Consider the following 22,313-nt stretch of genomic DNA (forward strand, 5'->3'; position numbering starts at 1 on the left):
ATGCGAAATGGCGGCGGGTGCTCATGGCGGGTTTCCAAGCGGAAAAAAACGGGCGGATTATACGGCGTGCGCGCCGGCGGCGGCAAGGCGGGCGCTTTCAGGCTGCTTTGTTGTTGGCAGGTTTCGGGCAGCCTGAAAGTGTTTGGGGCGGGTGTTTTGGTGCGCGGTGCGCACCCTACAGGTGGGGTTTCAGGCTGCCTTTTTCTTTAGGGAGAGCAGTATAGGGTAGGTTATCCCAATAAAAGCAGCCTGAAAGGCGGATAGGGCTTTCAGGCTGCTTTTGGCGTTTTCAGGCTGCCGCTGTTGGCTTGGGCAGCCTGAAAATTGTGGGCGGGAAAACGGTTTTACTCGTCGCCGGCTTCGGGGTGCAGGCGGCGGCAGACGGCGAGGATGGGGCTTAAGATGCTCTCGCCCAGGCGCAGCGAGCGCTGGCCGTTCCAGCCGAAATCGTCGTCGGGCAGGTTGTCGTTGTCTTTAAACGGCATCTCCAGCGTGTAGGCCAGGCAGCCGAAAGTGTTGCCCACATAGGCGGTGGCCATATTCAGATTGGCCTGGCCGGGCTGGTCTTTTTCATAGCCGTGCTGGTCTTGGAAATCGGGCGAGGCAGCCTGAAAGGCGGTTTTGAACAGGCGCTCCAGCTCGGCGGTGTTGGGGCTGTAGTTCGGCACGCCTTCGGTGCCGGCCACAAACACATACGGCAGGGTTTCGTCGCCGTGAATGTCGAGAAAGAGATCGACGCCGGTTTCGTGCATTTTCTCGCGCACGTAATACACTTCCGGGCTTTTTTCCACGCTGGGCGCGAGCCATTCGCGGTTCAGGTTGGCGCCGGCGGCGTTGGTGCGCAGGTTGCCCAGCGCCACGCCGTCGGGGTTCATGTTCGGAACAACGTAGAAGGTGGCCAAATCCAGCAGCGCGCGCGCGGTCGGGTCTTGGTGGTCGAGCAGTCGGGTGAGCAGCCCTTCCGCAAACCATTCGGCCATGCTCTCGCCCGGATGCTGGCGGGCAATAATCCACACTTTCAAATCGCTGTCCACGCAGTTGCCGATGGTCAGCAGATTGATGTCGCGCCCTTCGGGCGTGCTGCCTAAATCGCTGATCTGGCACAGGCCGCTGCCCTGCGCTTCGCCCAGCAGGTTCAAATGCTGCTCGTAGGAATAGGGCTCGAAATAGGCGTAATAAACGCTGTTGGCCAGCGGCGTGTGCTCGATCACAAGCTCGCCGTTTTCATAGCGGGTGGGCACGCGGAACCAGTTTTGGCGATCGTAAGAAGCCACCGCCTGATAGCCGTCCCAGCCTTGCGGATAGGCCGCTTCGCCGGCATTGTCGAAACGGATGCGGCAGGGCGTATAAGCCGCGCCCTGCAATCGGAAGTAGAACCATTGCTTGAAGTCGGCGGCGTTGTCCGGCCGCAGCGACAAACGGATATCGTCCGCGCGCGCGCACTCGCGGACAATTACCGAACCGGCATCGAATCGGGTACTGATTTTCATGGCATCGGCCGTAAATGTGGAAAAGGCGGCATTATAGCGCAGGCACAGGAAAAGGCAGCCTGAAAACCGTTTTTGCGGCTTTCAGGCTGCCTTATCTTTACTGCCCTTTAATGCTTACGCTTCTTCGTAGGCTTCAAGCGGCGGGCAGGTACAGACGAGGTTGCGGTCGCCGTACACGTCGTCCACGCGTTTGACGCTGGGCCAGAATTTGTGTTCGCGGATGTGCGGCAGCGGGAACACGGCTTCTTCGCGGCTGTAGGGATGCGTCCATTCGCCGGTGAGGTCGGCGGCGGTGTGCGGGGCATTGACGAGCGGGTTGTCGTCTTTGGGCCAGGTGCCGTCGATTACCTGCTGCACTTCGCGGCGGATGGATTTGAGCGCGGCGATAAAGCGGTCGAGTTCGGCTTTGCTCTCGGACTCGGTGGGCTCGATCATCAGGGTGCCGGCCACGGGGAAGGAGACGGTGGGGGCGTGGAAGCCGTAGTCCATCAGGCGTTTGGCAATGTCGGTTTCGGTGATGCCGCTTTCGGCTTTGAGCGGGCGCAGATCGACGATGCACTCGTGGGCGACGCGGCCGTTTTTGCCGGTGTAGAGAATGGGATAGTCTTCGCTCAGGCGTTTGGCGACGTAGTTGGCGTTTAAAAGCGCCCATTCGGTGGCCTGTTCCATGCCGCGTTTGCCCATCATGGTGATGTACATCCAGGTAATCGGCAGGATGCCGGCGGAGCCGTAGGGGGCGGCGGAAACGGCAGTTTGGCCGTCTGACGCGCCTTCGACGGGGCTGACGCTGTGGTTGGGCGCGAAGGGGGCGAGGTGGGCTTTCAGGCCGATGGGGCCGACGCCGGGGCCGCCGCCGCCGTGGGGGATGCAGAAGGTTTTGTGCAGGTTCATGTGCAACACGTCGGCACCGACTTCGGCCGGCTGCATGATGCCGATTTGGGCGTTCATATTGGCGCCGTCCATATACACCTGGCCGCCGTTCTCGTGGATGATTCGGCAGATTTCGCGGATGCCTTCTTCGTACACGCCGTGGGTGGAGGGGTAGGTGATCATCAGCGCGCCGAGGGTGTCTTTGTACTCTTGGGCTTTGGCTCTGAGATCGGCAACATCCACATTGCCGTGTTCGTCGGTATCGACAACGACGACTTTCATGCCCAGCATCTGCGCGGTGGCGGGGTTGGTGCCGTGGGCAGAACGCGGAATCAGGCAGACGTTGCGCTCGGGCTGGCCGTTGGCTTCGTGGTAGCGGCGGATGGACAGGATGCCGGTGTATTCGCCCTGGGCGCCGGAGTTGGGCTGGATGGAGATGGCGTCAAATCCGGTAACGGCTTTGAGCTGCTCTTCCAGGCCGCGGATCATTTCCAGATAGCCTGCGGTCTGCTCGCGGGGGGCGAAGGGGTGGATTTCGGTGAACTCGGGCCAGGTAATCGGCAGCATTTCGCTGGTGGCGTTGAGCTTCATGGTGCAGGAACCGAGCGAAATCATGCTGCGGTTCATCGCCAGATCGCGGTCTTCGAGTTTTTTCAGATAGCGCAGCATTTCGTGTTCGGTGTGGTAGCGGTTGAACACGGGGTGCTGCAGGATGGCGTCGCTGCGCAGCAGGTTTTCAGGCAGCCTGAAAACGGGTTCGGTCGGCAGGGTGCCGCTTTGGCCGGTAAAGAGTTTTACCAGCTCGGCAAATTCTTCGGCGTTTGCCTGCTCGTGGAAGGCGACGGAGAGCACGTTATCGCCGGCGCGGCGCAGGTTGTAACCGGCATCCAGCGCGTTTTGGTAGATTTCGTCGGCTTTGGCCGCGCTGCCGCAATCGACGGCAACGGTGTCAAAAAACACTGGATGCACGGTTTTCAGGCTGCCTGCCGCCTGAACGGCATCGGCAAAGGCCGAGGCCAGCGCGTGGATGCGGCGGGCGATGCGTTTGACGCCTTCGGGGCCGTGGTAAACCGCGTACATGCCCGATAGGTTGGCCAACAGCGCCTGCGCGGTGCAGATGTTGGACGTGGCTTTTTCGCGGCGGATGTGTTGCTCGCGGGTGGAGAGCGCCATGCGCAGCGCCGGTTTGCCCGCCGCGTCTTTCGATACGCCGATGATGCGGCCGGGCGAGGAGCGTTTGTATTCGTCTTTAAAGGCAAAGTAAGCCGCGTGCGGGCCGCCGAAGGCCATCGGCACGCCGAAGCGCTGGGTGTTGCCCAAAGCGATGTCGGCGCCGAGCGCGGCGGGCGATTTGAGTAGCACCAAGCTCATTACGTCGGCGGCCACGGCCACCACCGCGCCCTTGGCTTTTACGGCGGCAATCACGTCGGCCAGATCGGCCACATCGCCGTCTTTGCCGACGTATTGGAACAGCGCGCCGAAAAATTCGCCTTCCGAGGCAGCCTGAAAGCCGCCGACCACCAGCTCGAAGCCGAAATATTTGGCGCGGGTTTTGAGCACATCCAGCGTTTGCGGATAAACGCGCTCGTCAACGAAAAAGCGGTTGGATTTCGATTTGCTCACGCGGTGCGCCATCGACATCGCTTCGGCAGCGGCGGTCGCCTCGTCCAAGAGCGAGGCGCCGGCCACTTCAAAACCGGTCAAGTCGATGCACATCTGCTGGAAGTTCAGCAGCGCTTCCAAGCGCCCCTGGGCGATTTCGGCCTGATAGGGGGTGTAGGCGGTGTACCAGCCCGGGTTTTCCAGCACGTTGCGCAGAATCACATTGGGCAGACGGGTGGGGTAGTAGCCCAGCCCGATATAGGATTTTTTGATTTGGTTTTTGGCGGCGATGCCTTTGAGCTTGGCCAGCGCGTCGGCTTCGGAGAGCGCGTCGGGCAGCGGCACTTCGCCGGGCATGCGGATGCTCTGCGGCACGGTGTTGCCGATAAAGGACGCCATGTCCTTTTCGCCCAGCTCGGCCAGCAGCGCGGCCTGGTTGGGGAAGCTGATGTGGCGGGCGGCAAATTCGTCGCGGTTGAACAGATCTTGGAAATTCATAGTAATCCTCTCGGGTTGGGGAAAGAAAACCGGTGCGGCAGCCTGAAAACCTTTCAGGCAGCCTGAAAGCGCGCATTCTATAACGGAACGCCGTTTTGGCATCCGCCATTATTTTCGACGCGCGCGCTTAAATGATTCATAGATTGGCGGCGGGGCAGGGCACTCGGATGTTTCAGGCTGCCTGCGCTGCCGGCAGGGCAGCCTGAAAGTTTGGCGGGCAGACAAGTTTTTAGGCTGCTTTTTACCCGAAAGCAGCCTGAAAGCCGTGTTACAAACGCCAGTCGATCGGCACAATGCCGTGCGCCGCAAGATAGGCGTTGGCCTGCGAGAAATGGCGGCAGCCGAAAAAGCCGCGGTAGGCCGACAGCGGCGAGGGGTGGGGCGCGGTGAGCACCAGATGGCGGCTGCGGTCGATCATGGCGCCTTTTTTCTGGGCGTGGCTGCCCCACAGCATAAACACCAGATGCTCGCGCTCTTGGTTCAGGCCGGCAATCACGCGGTCGGTAAAGGTTTCCCAGCCGAGATTGGCGTGCGAGTGTGCCTGATGGGCGCGGACGGTAAGCACGGTGTTGAGCAGCAGTACGCCCTGCTGCGCCCAGGCGGTCAGGCAGCCGTGCGGCGGAATCTGGAAATCGGGGATGTCTTCGGAAAGTTCTTTATAAATATTGGCCAGCGAGGGCGGAATCTGGACGCCTTCGCGCACCGAAAAGGCCAGCCCGTGCGCCTGGCCGGCGTTGTGATAGGGGTCTTGGCCGAGGATAACTGCCTTTACATCGGCAAAGGCGGTGTATTTGAAGGCGTTGAACACATCAGCAGCGGGCGGGTAAACGGCCTGCCCGCTTTCGCGTTCGCCGCGCACGGCGGCCAGGGTGTTTTGAAAATAGGGCTGCTGTTTTTCCGCGCCCAGAATGTCTTGCCAGGTGTGCATGGCGGCTGCTTTCATACGGTTGGAAGGAGGCGGCGCGCCGCTTTCAGGCTGCCTGAAACGGTGCGGGGCGCATTATAGCCGCCTTCTAATCCCTACTGCTTATTGTAATTTGCGGGCGAATCGGTAAGAATGCAGCGTTTTTTCCCCGTGGGACGACCGGCCTGCCGCGCCGCCCCTGTGTTTCCATTCCGAAGAAGAAAAGGTAATCCATGAAACGCAATCTCAGCAAAATGACCTGCATCGAAGACCTGCGCCGCGTTGCCAAGCGCAAAGTGCCGAAGATGTTTTACGACTACGTAGCCTCCGGCTCGTGGACCGAAACCACCCTGCGCGAAAACAGCAGCGACTTCGATCCCATCAAATTCCGCCAGCGGGTGCTGGTCAACATGGAAGGCCGCAGCCTCGCTACCAAAATGATCGGCCAGGACGTCCACATGCCGCTGGCCATCGCCCCCACCGGTTTCACCGGCATGATGCACGCCGACGGCGAAATCCTTGCCGCCCGCGCCGCCGAAAAATTCGGCATTCCGTTTTCGCTCTCCACCATGTCGATCTGCTCGATTGAAGACGTGGCCGAAAATACCAGCGCGCCATTTTGGTTCCAGCTGTATGTGATGCGCGACCGCGAATTTATGGAAAACCTGATCAAGCGCGCCCAAGCTGCCAAATGTTCGGCCTTGATTCTGACCGCCGATCTGCAGGTTTTGGGCCAGCGCCACCGCGACATCAAAAACGGCCTGTCCGCGCCGCCCAAACCGACGCTGATGAACATCCTCAACCTGATGACCAAACCCGAATGGGGCTTAGCGATGCTCAATACCGAGCGCCGCACCTTCCGCAATATCGTCGGCCATGCGAAAAACGTCGGCGATTTGTCTTCGCTCTCTTCCTGGACTTCCGAGCAGTTCGACCCGCGCCTTTCTTGGGACGACGTGGCCCGCATTAAAGATTTGTGGGGCGGCAAGCTCATCATCAAAGGCATTATGGAGCCGGAAGACGCCGAAATGGCGGTCAAATACGGCGCCGATGCGATTGTGGTTTCCAACCACGGCGGCCGCCAGCTCGACGGTGCGCCGTCCAGCATCCGCGCCCTGCCCGATGTGGTGCAGGCCGTCGGCAGCCAAACCGAAGTATGGCTCGACAGCGGCATCCGCAGCGGCCAGGACATGCTCAAAGCCTGGGCAATGGGCGCCCGCGGCTTTATGACCGGCCGCGCCTTCCTGTACGGCCTGGGTGCCTACGGCGAAGACGGCGTAACCCGTGCGCTGCAGATTATGTACAACGAAATGGACATCTCCATGGCCTTCACCGGCCACCGCGACCTGCAGGGCGTGGACGAGAGCATCTTGGTTAAAGGCACTTATCCGCTGCCCTCTTAAAGCGTTTTTGACAGCATAAAGGCAGCCTGAAAACCGGTTTTACGGTTTTCAGGCTGCCTTTTTGATATTGGAACCGGCAGCAGGCGGCAGATTTTCCGCGCATATAAAAACACCGGCTGTGAAAGCCGGTGTTTTCTGAATTTGGTGGAGGTAAGCGGGATCGAACCGCTGACCTCTTGCATGCCATGCAAGCGCTCTACCAACTGAGCTATACCCCCAAATTGTGGTGGCGAATCAGGGATTCGAACCCCGGACACAAGGATTATGATTCCTCTGCTCTAACCGACTGAGCTAATTCGCCGCTGCGTTTGGAAAGCGCGCACTATACTGTGGCGGCGTTTTCCTGTCAATGCGCCGGCGCGGCGGGATTTTTATTGGTTTGATTTGTAGGGAAATTAAATAAAGATTTTGCCGGGGTTGAACAGGTTTTGCGGATCGAGATGCTGCTTGACCGCGCGCATCAGCGCCATTTCTTCGGCACTGCGCACTTGGGGCAGCCAGTGTTTTTTCAGGCTGCCGATGCCGTGTTCGGCGGCGATGGTGCCATCCAGCGCCAGCACGTGGCGGTAAACGGTTTCGTTGATCGCCGCTTCGGCTTCGTACACCGAATTGTCCAGATGCCCGGGCAAAAAAGTGTTGTAGTGCAGCGAGCCGTCGCCCAGATGGCCGAACAGCACGATTTTGATGCCGGCAAAACGCGCGCTCAGCTCGTAGCTGCAGGCGTCGGCAAATTCGGGCACGCGGGCGATCGGCAGGGCGATGTCGTGCTTGATGCTGGCGCCCAGACTGCGCTGGGCGGCGGAAATATTTTCGCGCAGCGTCCACAATTCGCGCCGCTCTTGTTCCGACTGCGCCAGTACCGCGTTGTCAAAACCGTTTTCCAGCAGGCATTCGGCCAGCAGCGCGCCCAAATCCTGCTGCGGCAGGCTGTCGGTCAGCTCGATTAACACATGCCAGTCGGCATCGGCTGGTGCTTTCAGGCTGCTGAAAGAAGCCGACAATTCCAGCGCGTAGCGGCTGACCAGCTCGAAGCTGCTCAAACGCTCGCCGAAGCGGTCGCGCACCAGCGCCAGCAGCCGCACCGCGTCGTCGATGCCGGCAGTACCGACCCAGGCGGTGGCATCCGACTGCGGCAGCGCAAACAGCTTCAGTGTGGCGGCGGTAATCACGCCCAGCGTGCCTTCGCTGCCGATAAAAAGCTGCTTGAGATCGTAGCCGGTGGTGTTTTTGTGCAGCGGCGCCAGCTGCGACACCAGCGAGCCGTCGGGCAGCACCACTTCCAGCCCCAGCACCAGATTGCGCATGGTGCCGTAGCGCAGCACGTTCAGGCCGCCGGCATTGCAGGCGATGTTGCCGCCGATCTGGCAGCTGCCGCCGCTGGCAAGCGACAAGGGGAAAAAACGGCCGGCGTCGCGCACCGCAGCGCGCAGGGTGTCGAGCACGCAGCCGGCTTCGACGGTAACCGCGTTATCCGCCAAATCAATGTGGCGGATGCGGTTGATGCGGCTCAGGTTGAGTATCACGCCGCCATCGGCGCAGCTGCCGCCCACCAGGCCGGTGTTGCCGCCCTGCGGGGTCAGGGTGATGCCGCGCTCGCGGCAAAAACGCACCAGCGCCTGTACCGCCGCCACGCTGGCGGGCAGCGCCACCACGGTATCGGGACTGAAATAACGGCGGCGCTGGTCGGTTTGGTAGGGGGCGGGATCGGCGGCGATTTCGTTTTCGCCGAGTATGGCGCGCAACTCGGCGCGCAGGGCATCGGGAGACATGGCAGGCAGCCTGAAAAAACGGGCGCGGTGCCGGCAGGCATCGGGCGGGTGAACGGGAAAACGGGGCGGGATAAAAGCAGCCTGAACAGCCTTTGTGCCGTTTCAGGCTGCCTTAAACGCTTTGGGCAGCCTGAAAAGCCGCGCGGGCGCGGGCCAGATCGGCGGCGGTATCGACGCCGGCGGGCGGGGCTTCGGCGGCGGTTTCGACGGCGATGTCAAAACCGTGCCACAGCGCGCGCAGCTGCTCGAGACTTTCCAGCGTTTCCGGCGGCGCGGGCGGCAGGGCGGCGTAGCGGCGCAGAAAGCCGACGCGGTAGGCGTAGATGCCGATGTGGCGCAGCGGCGCCGGTTCGGGCAGACGGCCGTGCGCCATCGAATCGCGCGGGTAGGGAATCGGCGCGCGGCTGAAATACAGGGCGCGGCCTTGGGCGTCGGTCAGGACTTTCACGCAGTTGGGGTTGGTGAACTCGGCAAAGTCGGCAACCGGATGGGCGGCGGTCGCCATCGCGCAGCCGCTATCGTGCAGGGTGGCGGCAACGCGGCCAATCAGTGCCGGCGGAATCAGCGGCTCGTCGCCCTGCACATTGACCACGGTTTCGCCGTCGGCCAGACCGAGCAGGGCGGCGGCTTCGGCCAGACGGCTGGTGCCGCTGGCGTGATCGGCGGCGGTCATCACGCAGTCGATGTGATGTTCGCGGCAGGCAGCCTGAATGTCGGCGTGGTCGGTGGCGACGCACACCCGCTGCGCGCCGCTTTTGGCGGCCTGTTCGGCGGTACGCACCACCATCGGTTTGCCGCCGATGTCGGCCAGCGCTTTGTTGGGCAGGCGGGTGGACGCGAGCCGCGCGGGCACAATCACGCTGAAGATGCTCATGAATCGATTTCCAAATCGCTCAGTTCGCGGGCTTCGTCGGGCAGCATAATCGGGATGCCGTCGCGGATGGGGAAGGCGAGCTTGGCGGCTTTGCTCCACAATTCCTGTTTGTCGGCGTGGTATTCGAGCGGTTTTTTGGTCAGCGGGCAGACCAAAACGGCAAGGGTTTCGCGGTTCATGGCGGTTTTTCCGTTTTCAGGCAGCCTGAAAACAGGCTGCGGGTTGGCGTTTGGGGCGTTCAGGCTGCTTGGCGTGGCGCTTGTTACAGCTTCAGGCGCGCACGCACGAAAGCAGCCAAATCGGGCGCGATTATCGCACAAACCGGCAGCACCCAGATATTGCCGGCGGCTGTGGGCGGCAGTTTGACCGCGTCTTTTTCGGTGATGAAAACGTAGTCGGCTGCAGGCAGTTTGGCCGGGTCGATGGCGGCGTGGTCGGGCAGGGCGGTGGCAGAGTCGAGACAAAAGCCCTGCTGCGCCAATTCGTGGAAAAAGCGCTCGGGGCGGGCGATGGCGGCGGCGGCGGCGCAGCGCGTGCCTGCGGGGATGTCGGTGGGCGACAGGGTTTCTGCGGGGCTGCCGAAACGATAAGGGCGGCCGGCTTCGGTGCGGCTGTAAAAACGCGCTGCAGGCAGCCTGAAAAGTTTTTCGGCGCTGCGGGCGGTATCGGCATCACCGTTGGAAAACAGCACCGCATCGGCTGCGGCCAGCCGCGAGAGCGGCTCGCGCAGGCTGCCGTTGGGCAGCAGGTCGGGGCGGCGTCCGGCGTCGGCGGCGGGATAGACGACGATTTCCAAATCGCGCGCCAAGCGGTAGTGCTGCAGGCCGTCGTCGCATACCAAAAGCGTGAGTTCGGGATGGGCGGTGATCAGGGCGCGGGCGGCGGCGGCGCGGTCGGCGCCGACGGCCACCGGCGCGCCGGTTTGGCGGTAGAGCATCAGCGGCTCGTCGCCGGCCTGGTCAGCGCTGCTGTTGTCGTTTAACACATGGATATCGCCGCTGCGGCGGCCGTAGCCACGGCTGACGATGCCGGCGGCAACGCCCTGCCGGCGCAGTTCGCGCACCAGCGCGGCGGTAACCGGCGTTTTACCGGTGCCGCCGCTGTGCAGATTGCCCACCACCACCACCGGCAGCGGCAGTTTTTCGCGTTTCAGGCAGCCTGAAAGATACAGACACCGTCGCAGCGATACGGCAGCCTGAAACAGGCGCGAGAAGCTGCAGAGCAATATGGTCAGCAGCAAATTGGGCTGCTGCCAGTGGCGCTCGATAATGCGTTGCAGCGACATTTCAGGCTGCCTCCTGCTTGGCGCCGCTTTTGAGCGAGCCGAGATAAATCGCCAGCATGGTCAGCGCCGCGCCCGCCCATTGCAGGGCGCTGACCGGCTTGTGCAGAAACACGCTGTCGATCAGCAGCGCCGCCACCGGCTCGGCCAGCAGTAAAAGACCAGTAAGCGCCAGCGACAGCAGCGGAATCGAGTAGGCAATCATGCCCCAGGCCAGGCACTGCATCACGATGCCGTAAACGATTACCCAGCCGGCTTCCGTCCAATCGGCGGGAAAAAAACGGTTGCTCTCCCAAAGCAGCGAAATCGGCAGCAGCGCCGCCATGCCGCCGACGCTGATCAAAAACATCAGCGGAAAAATGCCCACCGGTCCGGCCTGCTGGGTTTGGCGCACGAAAACCATCGACACCGCCAGCATCACGCCCGACAGCAGCCCCGATACCAACCCCCAGCCTGCCTGCACGTTGTGGCCGAACTCGGGCACGGCAATCATCGCCACGCCGCCGATTGCCGCCAGCAGTCCCGCCAGCTGCAGCCTGCCCAGCGTTTCGCCGAACAGCATCAGCCCGATGGCGGTCAGCCAGAAAATCTGCAGGCAGTTGAGCACGGTGGAAATGCCCGGGCCGACGGCGCGGATGCTCTCATGCCACAGCGCCAGATCGAAAGCGAGAAACACGCCCGCCAGCAGCGCTCCGGCAAGCGCCCTGCGGCTTTGCGGCCAGCGCTGGCCGGACAGGCGCACCAGCGGCAGAAAAACCGCGGCCGCCACCGCCAGCCGCCAAAAGGCGACGGCATAAGCGCCCAGCGACACCCGCGCCACAATCACGCTGCCCAGCCCGAACAATACCGAGCCGGCCACCAGCAAAATGCTCGCGCTGCGCGGCCTGAGCGTCGCTTGCATGTTTTCTCCTTGGGTGCTTGTGCTGATAAAAGCGGCAAGTATAGCAAACAAAACACCGGCGGCCGTTTTCAGGCTGCCTGTTGCCGCTGCCGCAAAGATTCGAGCAGATACTTGGCAAAAGTTTGACAGCGCCGCCGTCAGGCAATAACCTGCCCCCGTTTCCGGCTGGCATGATGCCGGCTCGGATAAGCGATAATTAGGAAAGGAGCCACTTATGAAAACTTCCCCGTTTGCCGCCCTGCTGCTGGCAGCCGTGCTTGCCGCCTGCGGCGGCCAGCAAAACGACGGTGCCGTCGAGGCCGCCGTGTCCGAAGCCGCCGCGGTAGAAACCGCGTCCGACAGCGCCGTCGAAATGCCCGCCGAGCCGGTGGCCGTGGGCGAGCTGCCGCCGGTCTGCCGTCAGGCGGTAGCCGAAAACGAGAAATACATCGCCACCCTGAGCGGCGAGGAAAAAGCCGAGGAGCAAAAACATCTCGACGAATGGCTGGCGCAGCTCAAACTCGCCGAGCCGGCGGAGCAGGAAGAAAGCTGCAAAACGGCGCTGGAAGCGGAAAAAGACTAACCCGCACCGTTTGGACGCAACACAAAACCGCATGCCTGAAGCAGGGCATGCGGTTTTTTGCGTTTGGTTTGGCTTGTCAGGCAGCCTGAAAGGGTTTCAGGCTGCTTGGGCGTAAGCGGCACAGCAGCTTCGTTTCGTGTCTTTTGGAGTTTTTTGGTGCGCGCGGCGCACCCTACCGGCTTTCAGGCTGCCTTTCTTTCAGGTTTCAGGCTGCTTTTGGGGAGCACGGCTCGCGGGCGCTTATTCCGCCGCCGGTGCCGAGGCGGCGGAGGCGGCCGCGTTGCCGTCTGCGCCATCGTTCCCGAGCGCGGCGGAAACGGTGGCGGCAGCCTGAAGGTCGGCAGGCATCGGGCTGTTGTCGGGGGTGGCGGAAAGGTCGTCGAGCAGGCGGCGGTATTCGGGCGAGGTGCGCAGCAGCACGGCGGCGGCCTGCTTGAGCGCGTTCACTTCCGAGGGCAGCAGCCTGAAACTGGTAGAGATGTTCAGCACCTGCTCTTTAAGCACCGAGGGCGGCAGATCGCGCAGCTGCAGGCTGACGAAATACACCCGCGGCGCGCCGCCGCCGACCGGCAGTTTGGCGTTCCACTGGTCGGCGTAGGCGCGCACCTGGCGCAGCGATTCCTGCGAATTGCGGTCGATGGGCACATTGACCACGGCATCGAGCACCGGCTTAAAGCCCGGAACGTCGGCGCTTTGGTCGATGGGGCTGCCGGCCTGGTTTTGCGCATTGACGCTGATAAGCACCACCCGTTTGAGCCGGTTTTCCGCCAGACTGCGCTGCAGCAGCGCCTGCGGGTGGACGACGGTGCCGTCGAGCAGGCCGCGCAGGGCGAGGTTGTCGGTCAGGCCGCCGTCGAGCAGGTGGATAAAGGGGCGTTTGCCGCCGTCGGTATAGGCTTCGATCTGGCGCAGGTATTCTTTGCGTGTTTCGTCCTGCAGCCGGCCTTCGCCGTCTTGGGACTTTGATGGCGCCTGCAGATGCGCCGGCGGCCGGTAGCCGCAGCGGCCGCCGTTGTTGTTGAGCGTGATCGGACTAAACACCAGCGGCACCGCGCTGGAAGCGGCCACGGCGCGGGCAATCGGCAGCTTGGCAAGGTTCAGGCACATCGGGTCGAAGTATTCCTGCACGAAATCGAAGCGGCTGCCCAGGCTCATATCGGTGGCGGAAATCACCGCGAACGGCCCTTTGCGCCGTTTTTCCAAATCGCCGAAGGTGGTCTGGCCGAAAAGGGCGGCTTCAAACTGCTCCTGCACCAGATCACTGCGGCCGAACTGCGGTGAAGTCAGGCGCGGCATATTGGCCAGCGAAAACACCTGGCCGGCCACCTGCCGCTGGAAGTTCTGCTTGAGAAAACGCTTTTCAAAGGCGGGAATGCTGTCTTTGCCGTGCAGCGAATAATAGGCCGCCAGCACCGAGCCGCCGGACACGCCGTACACCAGGTCGGTGCTCTCGAGCAGGCTTTGGCGCCTGCCGCCGATTTCGACCTGCTGGCGGTTCAGCTGCTCGAGTACGCCGTAGCCGAAGGCCGCCGCGCGGCTGCCGCCGCCGGAAAAGGCCAGCACCAGCAGCGTGTCGTCTTCGCTCTGGCCGAAGCGGCTGCCGAGACGGTAGCCGCTGTCGGGATCGATTTTGTCTATGGTTTCCAGCGGCTGGTAGGACACCAGCGAGCAGGAACACAGCAGCAGCGCCGCGCTCAGGCGCAGCAGTCGGAAAACGTTGCCGGACATGGCAGGCTCCTTAAAATCAGGCAATGCGGACGCGCTATTTTCGCATATCTGCCGACGGGGCGGGACGGGCGCTGCGGGCGGCCGCAGCGTTTTCAGGCTGCCTTTAAAGCGGCTTTTAAGGCAGCCTGAAAGCAGCAATTCTGTTTTCAGGCTGCCGCCGATACGGTTGCGGCGTACTTATTCCCTCTCCTGCGCTTGCGCGGGGGAGGGTTAGGGTGGGGGTGGTATTTCGCAGAAATGCTGCAGCAGATATTGCCGAAACGCCAACCGCCCCCACCCCGACCCTCCCCCGCAAGCGGGAGAGGGAGGGTAAGGTATCAGCCGTTGGTATAAAGGCAGTCTGAAAACCGCAATACCGGCTTTCAGGCTGCTTTTTGTTTGTGAACGGCGAAGGCCGGCACGTTTCAGGCTGCCTGCTACCACAGCCATTCGGGGATTTCAGGCTGCCTGATCTGCCATTGCGGCGGGTAGTCGGCGCCGACGAAATACAGGCCGTCGGGCATAAAGGTGGGCGGGGCGGACAGGCGGCTGCGGCAGGCGAGCAGCGCGGCGAAGTCTGCGGTATCGAGGCGGCCGCTGCCGACGTACACCAGCGCGCCGACGATGTTGCGGATCATGTGGTGCAAAAAGGCGTTGGCGTGAAAGTCGAAACGGATCAGGCCGGCGCTTTCGGCGACACGGGCGCAGTAGAGGGTTTTGACCGGCGATTTGGCCTGGCACTGGCTGGCGCGGAAGCTGGAAAAATCGTGTTCGCCTTCCAACAGCGCGGCGGCGCGGCTCATGGCGGCGGTATCGAGCGGGTAGTGCGTCCAGCCGGCGCGGCCGGCCAGCAGCGGCGGCCGTACCGGCGCGGAGGCGAGCAGGTAGCGGTAGCGGCGGGCGCAGGCGTCGAAGCGGGCGTGGAAATGCGGGTCGGTTTCCTGCACCTGCAACACCGCCACGCCGGCGGGCAGCAGGGCGTTGACGCCGCGCACCCATGCCTGCTGCGGGCGCACGGCGTCGCTGTCGAAATGGACGGTTTGCGCCAGCGCGTGCACGCCGGTGTCGGTGCGGCCGGCGGCGGTTACCGCAACGGGATGGCCGGCGATGCCCGCGAGCGCGTGTTCCAGCGCGGCTTGGACGGTGGGCGTGTCGCCGGCCTGCTTCTGCCAGCCGAAAAAGCGGCTGCCGTCGTAGGAAAGGGTAAGGGCGTAGCGGGGCATGGTTTGGGGCAAGGATGGGCGGCAAGGCAGCCTGAAAACGCGGGACGGAGTTTCAGGCTGCCTTTTGGGTTGCGGATGGTTTCGGTGCGCGGAGCGACCCTGCGGGTTTTCAGGCTGCTTGGGGCAGACAAAACCGCAGGCAGCCTGAAAACGGTTTGCGCGCTTTCAGGCTGCCTGCGGGCGGGGTTTAACGGCGGCGGCGCGTCGGTTTTTTCGCGGTGGGCGCAGACGGGCTGTCGGTGCGTACGGAAGCGCCACCGCGGCGCGCCTGCTCGTAAATCGGCATCACGTTGGGCAGCTCGTTGCGGATCAGCTGGATGCGCTCGTTGTTGGTGGGGTGGGTGGAGAGGATTTTGTTGGCCATATTGTTGTTGTCGTTCATGCGGTTCATTTTTTCCCACACGGTAACGGCAGCGCGCGGATCGTAGCCGGCCTGCGCCATCAGTCGCAGCCCGCCGAGATCGGCTTCGCGCTCGGCTTTGCGGCTGAAGGGTTTGTTCAGACCCAAGTCGGTGGCCAGGCCGACGCCGGTGTTGATCAGCTGGCCGTCCACGCCGGTGGCGGCGGTGAGGATGCTGGCGCCCAGCTGCGCGCCGATGCCGATGCCGACGCTGCGGTTGGCTTCTTTTTTGCTGTGCTCGAGCAGCGCGTGGGTCATTTCGTGGCCGATGATGGCGGCGGTTTCGTCGTCGCTCAGTTTCAGTTTTTCAACGATGCCGGTATAGACCGCCATTTTGCCGCCGGGCATCGCCCAGGCGTTGAGTTCGTCGGAGCGGATAACGGTCAGCTCCCAGTTGAACTGCTGGCCGGTTTGGTTGGCGGCTTTGGCGTGCGGCAGCAGGCGCTGGTACACGCGGCGGATGCGCTGGGCGGTGGGCGAGGAATTGTCGACCACGTTTTTGCTGCGCGCCTGCTGCACCACCTGGCGGTAGCTGTTTTCAGACTGCTGGTTGATGGAAGCGCTGTCGATCACATTGCACGCCGCCAGTGGCAGCATCAGGGCGATGGCGGAGAGTTTCGCTTTGAAGTTCATGGCCTTGTCCTTGCGGTTGAAGTGAGAAGGGTTCGTAAAGCGGCGCAATATACCACATCAGCCGCCACGCGGCATAATCGACACCGCGGCGGCGGCGGTAACGACAAAATGGTCCAAAAGGCGCACGTCGATCAGCGCCAGCGCCGCGCTCAGGCGCTCGGTAAAGGCCAGGTCGGCAGCGCTGGCGTTCAGGCTGCCGCCGGGGTGGTTGTGGGCGAAAATCACCGCGGCGGCGTGGTGGTGCAGCGCGCGGCGGGCGAGCGACCCGAGATAAACGGTATGTTCGGCCACGCTGCCGCGCCCCATTTCTTCGCAGGCGAGCAGGCGGTTTTGCGCGTCGAGAAACAGCGCGGTGCCGACTTCGACCCGTTCGCGACCGATGCGCAGGCGCAGAAACTCGGCGGCTTTTTGCGGTGAATCGACCAGCGGCAGCTGCCGCATCTCTTCGCCCAGCACCCGCCGGCCGATTTCCAGCACCGCGGCAAACTGCGCGTAGGCGGCGCGCCCCATGCCTTTGTGCCGGCATAATTCGGCCTGCGGCGCCGTCATCAGCGCGCCCAGTCCGCCAAAGTCCTGCAGCAGCGAACGCGCCAGATCGACGGCGCTCATGCCCTGCGTACCCACCCGCAGCAGGATGGCCAGTAGTTCGGCGTCGCTCAGGGCGGCGGCGCCGCGCTCGAGCAGTTTTTCGCGCGGGCGCTCGCCTTCGGGCCAGTGTTTGATGCTCATCGTGCGTTTCCCGTAACAATGAAAAGGCAGACGGCAGTGGTTTGGGTTCGGGAGATTTGTTATGGCGGCGGAACGGGGTTTCAGGCAGCCTGAAAAAGGTTTTTTAGGTTGTTTTGCCGCGTTTGCTTTGACAGAGTTTGGTGCGCGGTGCGCACCCTACGGCAGGCAGCCTGAAAACAATATCACTGTAGGGTGCGCACCGCGCACCGAAAGCGCTGCCGCCGGTATTTACCCGCGGCCGGCGCGGGCGAGGATTTCGTCGGCCAAATCCAGATAGGCCAGCGTGCCTTTGGCGCGGGGGTCGTAGGCCAGCGCCGGTTTGCCGTAACTCGGCGCTTCGGCCAGGCGCACGTTGCGCGGGATGGCGGTGGCAAAGAGCTTGCCGCCGAAATGCTGTTCGAGCTGCTCGCTCACTTCCTGCGACAGGCGGTTTTGGTTGTTGTAGAGCGTGCGCACGATGCCTTCGATGTCCAAATCGGGATTGACCGCCTGGCGGATTTTGCGCACGGTGGCCACCAGATCGCTGATGCCTTCGAGCGCGTAGTATTCGCACACCATCGGCACCAGCACGCCGTGGGCGGCGACCAGGCCGTTGAGCGTGAGCAGGGTGAGGGTGGGCGGGCAGTCGATCAGGATGTAGTCGTAATCATCGGCAACGGCGGCCAGCGCCTGCTTGAGCCGCATCTCGCGCGCCAATTCCTGCACCAGCTCGATTTCGGCGCCGGCCAGGCTGCGGTTGGCGGCGAGAAGGTCGTAGCCGCCTTCTTCGCTGTGCAGCCGCGCATCGGCGGCGCCCGCTTCGCCGAGTAAAACGTGGTACACGCCGGCGGCAAAATCGGTTTTGTCGATGCCGCTGCCGGTAGTGGCGTTGCCCTGCGGGTCGAGATCGATCAGCAGCACGCGCTGCCCTTTGTGGGCGAGCGAGGCGGCCAGATTGACGGCGGTGGTGGTTTTGCCTACGCCGCCTTTTTGGTTGGCAACGGCGAGGATGCGGGCGGCCATATCAGTTTCCTTTCGGGCGCAGCAGCACCATGTGGCGCTCGGCGTCGAGTTCGGGCACGGTGAGTTTGTCGATTTGGCAGACTTCGACGTCTTCCGGCAGCGTTTCCAGTTCTTCGTAGGGGTAAACGCCTTTCATCGCCGCCCAGCGGCCGCCGTCTTTGAGCAGGTGGCGGCTGAGGGAGACGAAGTCGCCCAGTTCGGCAAAGGCGCGGCTGGTTACCACGTCGGCCTGGCGGTCGGTGAGTTTTTCCACGCGGCAGGAGCTGACGGTTACGTTGTCCAGCCCCAATTCGATCACCGCCTGCTGCAAAAAGGCGGTTTTTTTGGTGTTGGCATCAAGCAGGGTAACCGCCAGATCGGGGCGGGCAATCGCAACGGGAATGCCGGGCATGCCGCCGCCGGAGCCGACGTCAATCAGGCCGGACGCGCCGTCGAGATAGGGCAGCAGGGTGAGGCTGTCGAGCAGGTGGTGGCTGACCATGCGCAGCGGGTCGCGCAGCGCGGTGAGGTTGTAGGTGCTGTTCCATTTTTGCAGCAGGCCGATGTAGGCCAGCAGTTTTTGCTGCGACTCGGCGGGCAGTTGCAGGTTCATGGCGGCCAGGCCGGCGGCGAGTTTGGTTTCGAGGGTGGACATGGCGGATTTCCGGGACGGGGTTGCGGGGAGTTTTCAGGCTGCTTTATGGTGCGCACCCTACGGGGTTTCAGGCTGCCGGCAGCAGCTGCAGGCGTTGCAGTTCGGTGCGGATGTCGTCGTGCTGCCAGCCGTTGGAGGCGGCCAAAAGCAGCAGGGCGGCGGCGGTTTCGGTGTTGCAGTAGCCGGCAGCCAGTGCGCCGGCATCCAGCAGTGGCGCGCTTTGGGCGTAAACGGGTGCGGCGCAGCCGTCGGGCGTTTGGCTGATTAACAGCAGCGGGCGGCCGCCGGCGCAGTATTGTTGCGCCGCCGCCAGCAGGGAGGGATGGGCGGGGGCGTTGCCGTGGCCGTAGCCCAAAATCACGGCGCCGTCGCTTTCGCCGCTGTTGAGTGTGTGCGCGGCGGCGGCTTCGCTGCCGGGCAGCAGAAACACCGCAGCAATGCGCTTGGCGGGGTCGATTTCGCGTTTCAGGCTGCCTGCGGGCGGCGCCAAAAAGCAGCCTGAAACGTCTGCACCCTGCGGATTAAGGGCGCCGAAGCGGTGGTTGGTAAAACCGGCATCGCGCTCGGTGCTGCATTTGCTGCTGCCGACGGCGGGAAACAGGCTGCCGGCAAAGGCCAGCATCACGCCTTTTGCTTTGCCGGCGGCCAGCGTTTGGGCGGCAAGGGCGAGATTGGCGGGGGCGTCGCTGTAGTCCGTACCGAAAGGGCGCTGCGATCCGGTCAGCACCACCGCTTTGCCGCCGGTGTCGAGAGCGAGGGCGAGCAGGTTGGCGGTGTAGGCGAGGGTGTCGGTGCCGTGCAGCACCAGCGCGCCGTCGTAATGCGGCAGGCGCTCGCGCAGCAGCTGCAGCCAGTCATGCCAATGCTGCGGCGAAACGGCGGAACTGTCGATCAGCGGTTCGCAGATGTGCCAGTCGGCTTTCAGGCTGCCGGCGTGGGCGGCCAGCGCGTGTTGCGCCAGCGCGGGATCGGGCTCCAGCCCGTGTTCTCCGGGGCGCATGCCAATGGTGCCGCCGGTGTAAAGGACGAAGATGTTTTTCATGGCAGGAACACTATATGCCGCGCGGGGAAGGCCGGCCGGGACTTGGACAAAACCGCCGCGATTCCCCTAAATAATCACGGCAAACGGCTTTCAGGCAGGATAAGGCAGCCTGAAAGCCGTTGGGATGGCGGACGGGCGGCCGGCGCGAAACGGGTTTACAGCAGGCCGGCGTTGCGGCGGCGTCTGCCGCGCTGCCATTTGTAGGCGTAGCCGGCGGCGGCGATCAGCAGCGACACGGTGAGTTTGAAAGTCCACGAGGCGTACCAGGGTTTGTTGAGCACGATCACGCCGTTGCTGCTCTCCGGCACCACGCCGCGCACCACCAGCCAGTCGAGCCACGGCCACCAGCAGGCGGCCAAAAGGCCGAGCAGTACCGGCCACCACGCAGAGAGACGGTCGGCGCGCCATATCGTAAACGACAGCGCCGACCAGCCCAGAGTCAGGCCGCTAATCAGAAACACATATTTGGCCGAGGCGCCGGTAAAGCCGGCGAGAAAATAGCTCGCCACCACCCACAGCCCGGCCAGCACGGCCATAATCAGTTCTTCCGGTTTGTTAAACATTCGCGCTCCGATACGGGTTTGGGGAAATTCCAAGCGGCCGATTATAGCCGAAACGGCAGGCAAATTCATCCGCAGCGTGCGGCTGCCAAGGCCTGCAGGCAGCCTGAAAAATCAGTTTTCAGGCTGCTTGGCATCGAGTTTTTTTTCCACGGTGCTGAAGATGCCGCGCAGGATGTCGATGTCTTCGCTGCCGGCGCCGGCGCGGTCGAACAATGCTTTGAGACGGCGCATCATGCGCTCGCGGTTGCGGCGGCGGAAAAAACCGATTTCGTCGAGCATGCGCTCCAGATGGCCGGTCATCCCCGCCACCTGCTCATGGGTAGCGGGGCGGGACTCGGGCAGCAGGTGGCTCATTTCATAGCCGGTCTGGCTGAAGATTTCGTAGCTCACCACCTGCACCGCCTGCGCCAGATTGAGCGAGAAATAGGCGGGGTTGCCGCTGATGGTCATCAGGCGGTTGCAGCACTGCACTTCTTCGATGCTCAGACCGAAGGTTTCGTTGCCGAACACCAGCGCCGCCGGCAGATCAGCGCGGGCGGCGGCAAGAATTTCGGGGGTGAGTTCGCGCGGGCTGTGCAAGGGGGCGGACAGCTCGCGTTTGCGGCTGGTGAGCGCGCAGCTCAAAACGGTGTCGGCCAGCGCTTCGGGCAGGGTGGCGCAGATGCGGGCGTTTTCCAGCACGTCGGCGGCGCCGGAAGCGAGGACGAAACTTTCTTCAGGCAGCCTGAAAGACTCGGGCGCGGCTGGATCGAAGGCCGGCGGTTCGGGCGTCATCGGCGTGGCCATCAGATTGGGGGCGACCAGCACCAGCCGGGTCAGCCCCATGGTTTTCATCGCCCGCGCCGCCGCGCCGATATTGGCCGGATGGCTGGTGCGGCACAGCACCACGCTTAAGTTTTGCAGGTAGTCGGGCAGGGGGGCGGCAGTATCCATCGGTTTTCGCGGCGGGAGAAAAAGGCGCGATTATAACAAGGCCGCCGTCCTTTACGGCAGCCTGAAAACCGCCGCCGCGCCCGCGGTTGCCTGCGCCGGCGGCTGCCTTTACAATCGGGCGTCCGTTTGTTTGGCTTTATTGGGAGAAAAAACATGAAAAAGTATCTGTTTGGCGCCGCGCTGTTTTTGAGTGCCGCCGCCGCGTTTGCCGCACCGCCGAGCGAAGAGTCGCTGGAGCGGCTGATGCAGGTGCAGCACGTCGATAAAATGCTCGACGAGATGTTTGCCAAAGTGCCGGCCCTTACCATCGATATGGTGCAAAAACAGGGTATGCTCAACCGAGTGCCGGCCGACAAACGGCAGGCGGTCAAAGCCGCCACCGAGCGCTATCTGGAAAACATGGCGGCCGATATCCGCTCGCCGGTGTTTACCGGCCGCTTCAAAGCGCTGTTTGCGGCCGAAGCCGCCAAAACCTATACCCAGGAAGAAGTGGACGCGCTGATCGCTTTTTACAGCACGCCGGTCGGGCAGTCGGTTTTGGCCAAACAGCCGCAGTTTTTTGAGCGTTTCACGCCGTCGCTAACCCGCCTGACCAACGAAGTTACCGAGAAACACCAGCAGTCTTTCTTCAACGAAGTACGCTGCATTGCCGAGGGAAAAGCCCAATGCGGCGCGCCGCCGGCAGCGGCCAAAAGCAAACGCAAACGCTGAGCCGCCCCCCTTTTTTCACCCCCGACAGGAGTTTTGACATGAGCAAACAGATCATCCACAGCGATCAGGCGCCCGCCGCCATCGGCGCCTACAGCCAGGCGGTACGCGCCGGCAATACCGTTTATCTCAGCGGCCAGATTCCGCTCGATCCCGCCAGCATGGAAATGGTGGCCGGCGGCTTTGCCGAGCAGGCGCATCAGGTGTTTAAAAACCTGCGCGCGGTGTGCGAAGCGGCCGGCGGCAGCCTGAACGACATCGTCAAGCTTAACGCCTATCTGACCGATTTGTCCGACTTTGCCGTATTCAACCAAGTGATGGCGGAGTATTTTGCCCAGCCCTATCCCGCCCGCGCCGCCGTCGGCGTTGCCGCCCTGCCCCGCGGCGCGCTGGTGGAAGCCGAAGCGGTGCTGGTACTTGCTTAGGGTGTGCTGGCAATCGGCATTGCGGCGGTGTTTTTGGCAAAAAACCGCTTTGCAAGCCGAATGCCAACATACCTAGCTTACCTATAGCTTTTCAGGCTGCCTTTTCTGCCGCAAGCGGTGCAGGTAGCCTGAAAACGTTTTGTCCCGATTAAAACCGCA

Annotated in this window: 21 protein-coding genes and 2 tRNA genes; 4 read left to right on the top strand and 19 right to left on the bottom strand. The window is 62.9% G+C overall.

The genetic code is table 11. From position 1 onward, the window contains the following. Positions 1 to 344 precede the first annotated feature (344 nt). From OP500_RS05535 to ung, 3 genes are all read right to left on the bottom strand, one after another. Complete coding sequence (locus OP500_RS05535) at positions 345 to 1,490, bottom strand: M14 family metallopeptidase (RefSeq protein WP_274070420.1); 1,146 nt, start codon at positions 1,488 to 1,490, stop codon at positions 345 to 347. Between the two features lie 114 nt (positions 1,491 to 1,604). Next, entirely contained in the window at positions 1,605 to 4,460 is a 2,856-nt protein-coding gene (gene gcvP / locus OP500_RS05540; protein WP_274070421.1) for an aminomethyl-transferring glycine dehydrogenase, read from the bottom strand. A gap of 268 nt (positions 4,461 to 4,728) precedes the next feature. Next, positions 4,729 to 5,388, bottom strand: a complete 660-nt coding sequence (gene ung, locus OP500_RS05545; protein WP_274070422.1) for a uracil-DNA glycosylase — start codon at positions 5,386 to 5,388, stop codon at positions 4,729 to 4,731. A 209-nt stretch (positions 5,389 to 5,597) separates the two neighbouring features. Between ung and OP500_RS05550 the strand changes: the two genes are divergently transcribed. Further along, positions 5,598 to 6,767: an alpha-hydroxy acid oxidase gene (locus OP500_RS05550; RefSeq protein WP_274070423.1), complete on the top strand. Its 1,170-nt coding sequence runs from the start codon at positions 5,598 to 5,600 to the stop codon at positions 6,765 to 6,767. Positions 6,768 to 6,909: 142 nt separating this feature from the next. Here OP500_RS05550 and OP500_RS05555 read toward each other — a convergent pair. From OP500_RS05555 to OP500_RS05585, 7 genes are all read right to left on the bottom strand, one after another. Next, positions 6,910 to 6,985: transfer RNA gene (locus OP500_RS05555), tRNA-Ala, on the bottom strand. Positions 6,986 to 6,991: 6 nt separating this feature from the next. Continuing rightward, a tRNA-Met gene (locus tag OP500_RS05560) sits at positions 6,992 to 7,068 on the bottom strand. A 94-nt stretch (positions 7,069 to 7,162) separates the two neighbouring features. After that, the gene (locus OP500_RS05565; RefSeq protein ID WP_274070424.1) at positions 7,163 to 8,536 is read right to left on the bottom strand and encodes an FAD-binding oxidoreductase; all 1,374 of its coding nucleotides are present in this window, start codon (positions 8,534 to 8,536) and stop codon (positions 7,163 to 7,165) included. A gap of 112 nt (positions 8,537 to 8,648) precedes the next feature. Further along, the gene (kdsB, locus tag OP500_RS05570) at positions 8,649 to 9,410 is read right to left on the bottom strand and encodes a 3-deoxy-manno-octulosonate cytidylyltransferase (protein WP_274070425.1); all 762 of its coding nucleotides are present in this window, start codon (positions 9,408 to 9,410) and stop codon (positions 8,649 to 8,651) included. After that, on the bottom strand, positions 9,407 to 9,589 hold the full coding sequence (locus OP500_RS05575; RefSeq protein WP_274070426.1) for a Trm112 family protein: 183 nt from the start codon (positions 9,587 to 9,589) through the stop codon (positions 9,407 to 9,409). The genes kdsB and OP500_RS05575 overlap by 4 nt, the downstream gene beginning before the upstream one ends. A gap of 83 nt (positions 9,590 to 9,672) precedes the next feature. Further along, positions 9,673 to 10,695, bottom strand: a complete 1,023-nt coding sequence (gene lpxK, locus OP500_RS05580) for a tetraacyldisaccharide 4'-kinase (protein ID WP_274070427.1) — start codon at positions 10,693 to 10,695, stop codon at positions 9,673 to 9,675. Position 10,696: 1 nt separating this feature from the next. Beyond that, the gene (locus tag OP500_RS05585; RefSeq protein WP_274070428.1) at positions 10,697 to 11,593 is read right to left on the bottom strand and encodes a DMT family transporter; all 897 of its coding nucleotides are present in this window, start codon (positions 11,591 to 11,593) and stop codon (positions 10,697 to 10,699) included. Between the two features lie 214 nt (positions 11,594 to 11,807). Between OP500_RS05585 and OP500_RS05590 the strand changes: the two genes are divergently transcribed. After that, complete coding sequence (locus OP500_RS05590; RefSeq protein ID WP_274070429.1) at positions 11,808 to 12,155, top strand: anti-anti-sigma factor; 348 nt, start codon at positions 11,808 to 11,810, stop codon at positions 12,153 to 12,155. Between the two features lie 240 nt (positions 12,156 to 12,395). Here the strand turns inward: OP500_RS05590 and OP500_RS05595 are convergent, their stop codons facing one another. The 9 genes from OP500_RS05595 to OP500_RS05635 form a co-directional block, all read right to left on the bottom strand. Then, complete coding sequence (locus tag OP500_RS05595) at positions 12,396 to 13,883, bottom strand: patatin-like phospholipase family protein (RefSeq protein WP_274070430.1); 1,488 nt, start codon at positions 13,881 to 13,883, stop codon at positions 12,396 to 12,398. Between the two features lie 416 nt (positions 13,884 to 14,299). Beyond that, complete coding sequence (gene truA, locus OP500_RS05600) at positions 14,300 to 15,085, bottom strand: tRNA pseudouridine(38-40) synthase TruA (RefSeq protein WP_274070431.1); 786 nt, start codon at positions 15,083 to 15,085, stop codon at positions 14,300 to 14,302. A gap of 187 nt (positions 15,086 to 15,272) precedes the next feature. After that, entirely contained in the window at positions 15,273 to 16,118 is an 846-nt protein-coding gene (locus OP500_RS05605) for a M48 family metallopeptidase (protein ID WP_274070432.1), read from the bottom strand. Between the two features lie 57 nt (positions 16,119 to 16,175). Beyond that, positions 16,176 to 16,847 carry a RadC family protein gene (radC, locus tag OP500_RS05610; protein WP_274070433.1) on the bottom strand — a complete coding sequence of 224 codons (672 nt, stop codon included), beginning with the start codon at positions 16,845 to 16,847 and terminating at the stop codon, positions 16,176 to 16,178. Positions 16,848 to 17,075: 228 nt separating this feature from the next. Continuing rightward, complete coding sequence (locus tag OP500_RS05615; protein WP_274070434.1) at positions 17,076 to 17,849, bottom strand: ParA family protein; 774 nt, start codon at positions 17,847 to 17,849, stop codon at positions 17,076 to 17,078. A gap of 1 nt (position 17,850) precedes the next feature. Then, a complete protein-coding gene (rsmG, locus tag OP500_RS05620; RefSeq protein WP_238746550.1) occupies positions 17,851 to 18,483 on the bottom strand; it encodes a 16S rRNA (guanine(527)-N(7))-methyltransferase RsmG in 633 nt (210 codons plus the stop codon). 67 nt (positions 18,484 to 18,550) lie between these two features. Continuing rightward, entirely contained in the window at positions 18,551 to 19,525 is a 975-nt protein-coding gene (locus OP500_RS05625) for an asparaginase domain-containing protein (protein WP_274070435.1), read from the bottom strand. Between the two features lie 155 nt (positions 19,526 to 19,680). After that, positions 19,681 to 20,088 carry a hypothetical protein gene (locus tag OP500_RS05630; RefSeq protein WP_274070436.1) on the bottom strand — a complete coding sequence of 136 codons (408 nt, stop codon included), beginning with the start codon at positions 20,086 to 20,088 and terminating at the stop codon, positions 19,681 to 19,683. 111 nt (positions 20,089 to 20,199) lie between these two features. Further along, positions 20,200 to 21,021 carry an RNA methyltransferase gene (locus tag OP500_RS05635; RefSeq protein ID WP_274070437.1) on the bottom strand — a complete coding sequence of 274 codons (822 nt, stop codon included), beginning with the start codon at positions 21,019 to 21,021 and terminating at the stop codon, positions 20,200 to 20,202. A gap of 153 nt (positions 21,022 to 21,174) precedes the next feature. Between OP500_RS05635 and OP500_RS05640 the strand changes: the two genes are divergently transcribed. Next, positions 21,175 to 21,732, top strand: coding sequence for a DUF2059 domain-containing protein (locus OP500_RS05640; RefSeq protein WP_274070438.1), 558 nt, complete (start codon positions 21,175 to 21,177; stop codon positions 21,730 to 21,732). A gap of 38 nt (positions 21,733 to 21,770) precedes the next feature. Then, complete coding sequence (locus OP500_RS05645) at positions 21,771 to 22,154, top strand: RidA family protein (RefSeq protein ID WP_238746557.1); 384 nt, start codon at positions 21,771 to 21,773, stop codon at positions 22,152 to 22,154. The last annotated feature ends 159 nt before the right edge of the window (positions 22,155 to 22,313 follow it).

This window comes from Kingella sp. SNUBH-2017 (assembly GCF_028680565.1).
Classification (GTDB): domain Bacteria; phylum Pseudomonadota; class Gammaproteobacteria; order Burkholderiales; family Neisseriaceae; genus Kingella_D; species Kingella_D pumchi.